Origin of the sequence: Streptococcus sp. GMD1S (assembly GCF_000296875.1) — a bacterium.
Taxonomy (GTDB): Bacteria; Bacillota; Bacilli; order Lactobacillales; family Streptococcaceae; genus Streptococcus.
This window is the reverse complement of record NZ_AJQY01000444.1, coordinates 1-515: the sequence shown is the minus strand read 5'-3', so window position 1 is coordinate 515 and position 515 is coordinate 1. Positions and strand designations below refer to the sequence as shown.

General features: G+C 43.9%; 1 protein-coding gene. It reads right to left on the bottom strand.

Annotated elements, in window-relative coordinates; all coding sequences use genetic code 11:
• The coding region (locus GMD1S_RS10890; RefSeq protein ID WP_000158621.1) for a thymidylate synthase at window positions 1-470 on the bottom strand (470 nt) is incomplete at its 3' end.
• Between the last annotated feature and the right edge of the window lie 45 nt (window positions 471-515).

The window sequence follows — 515 nt, the reverse complement described above, 5'->3', positions numbered from 1 at the left end:
TGAAAGGCGCATGGAAGAAGACCATCTGTCTCCTCAAAAGCTTGGTAATCCCAGAGTGAGATGATATTGCGACGATTCCAAGGGTTGGCTTCCAACTGTTTAAGTATCTTATTGATGATGTCGTGTTTCTTAACGACTGCCCCATAGCGTTCACCGATGGTTCCCGTATCTCCCACTTCCCAGTCATTCCAGTAGTGAACATTGTACTTGTCATTGAGAACATCTAAGCTATTAGACTGATCTTGGTAGATCCAGAGTACTTCCTTGATGGCGGATTTGATCGCAATGGGACGCAAGGTTGTGATGGGAAATTCCCCCATAGCCAAGTCATACTCGGCAAAGGCACCCGTTACGTACTTGGAGTTGGCTACGGTCCCATCCTTATACTTGGGACGTGCCTGCTCAGAAAAGACACCGTCTTTGAGGATTCGTTCAATATTCTCTTTAAAAATCGTATCAGCTTTTGTCATTTACTCTCACCTCATTTATTGTCCTAACTAGTATAGCATAAAAAA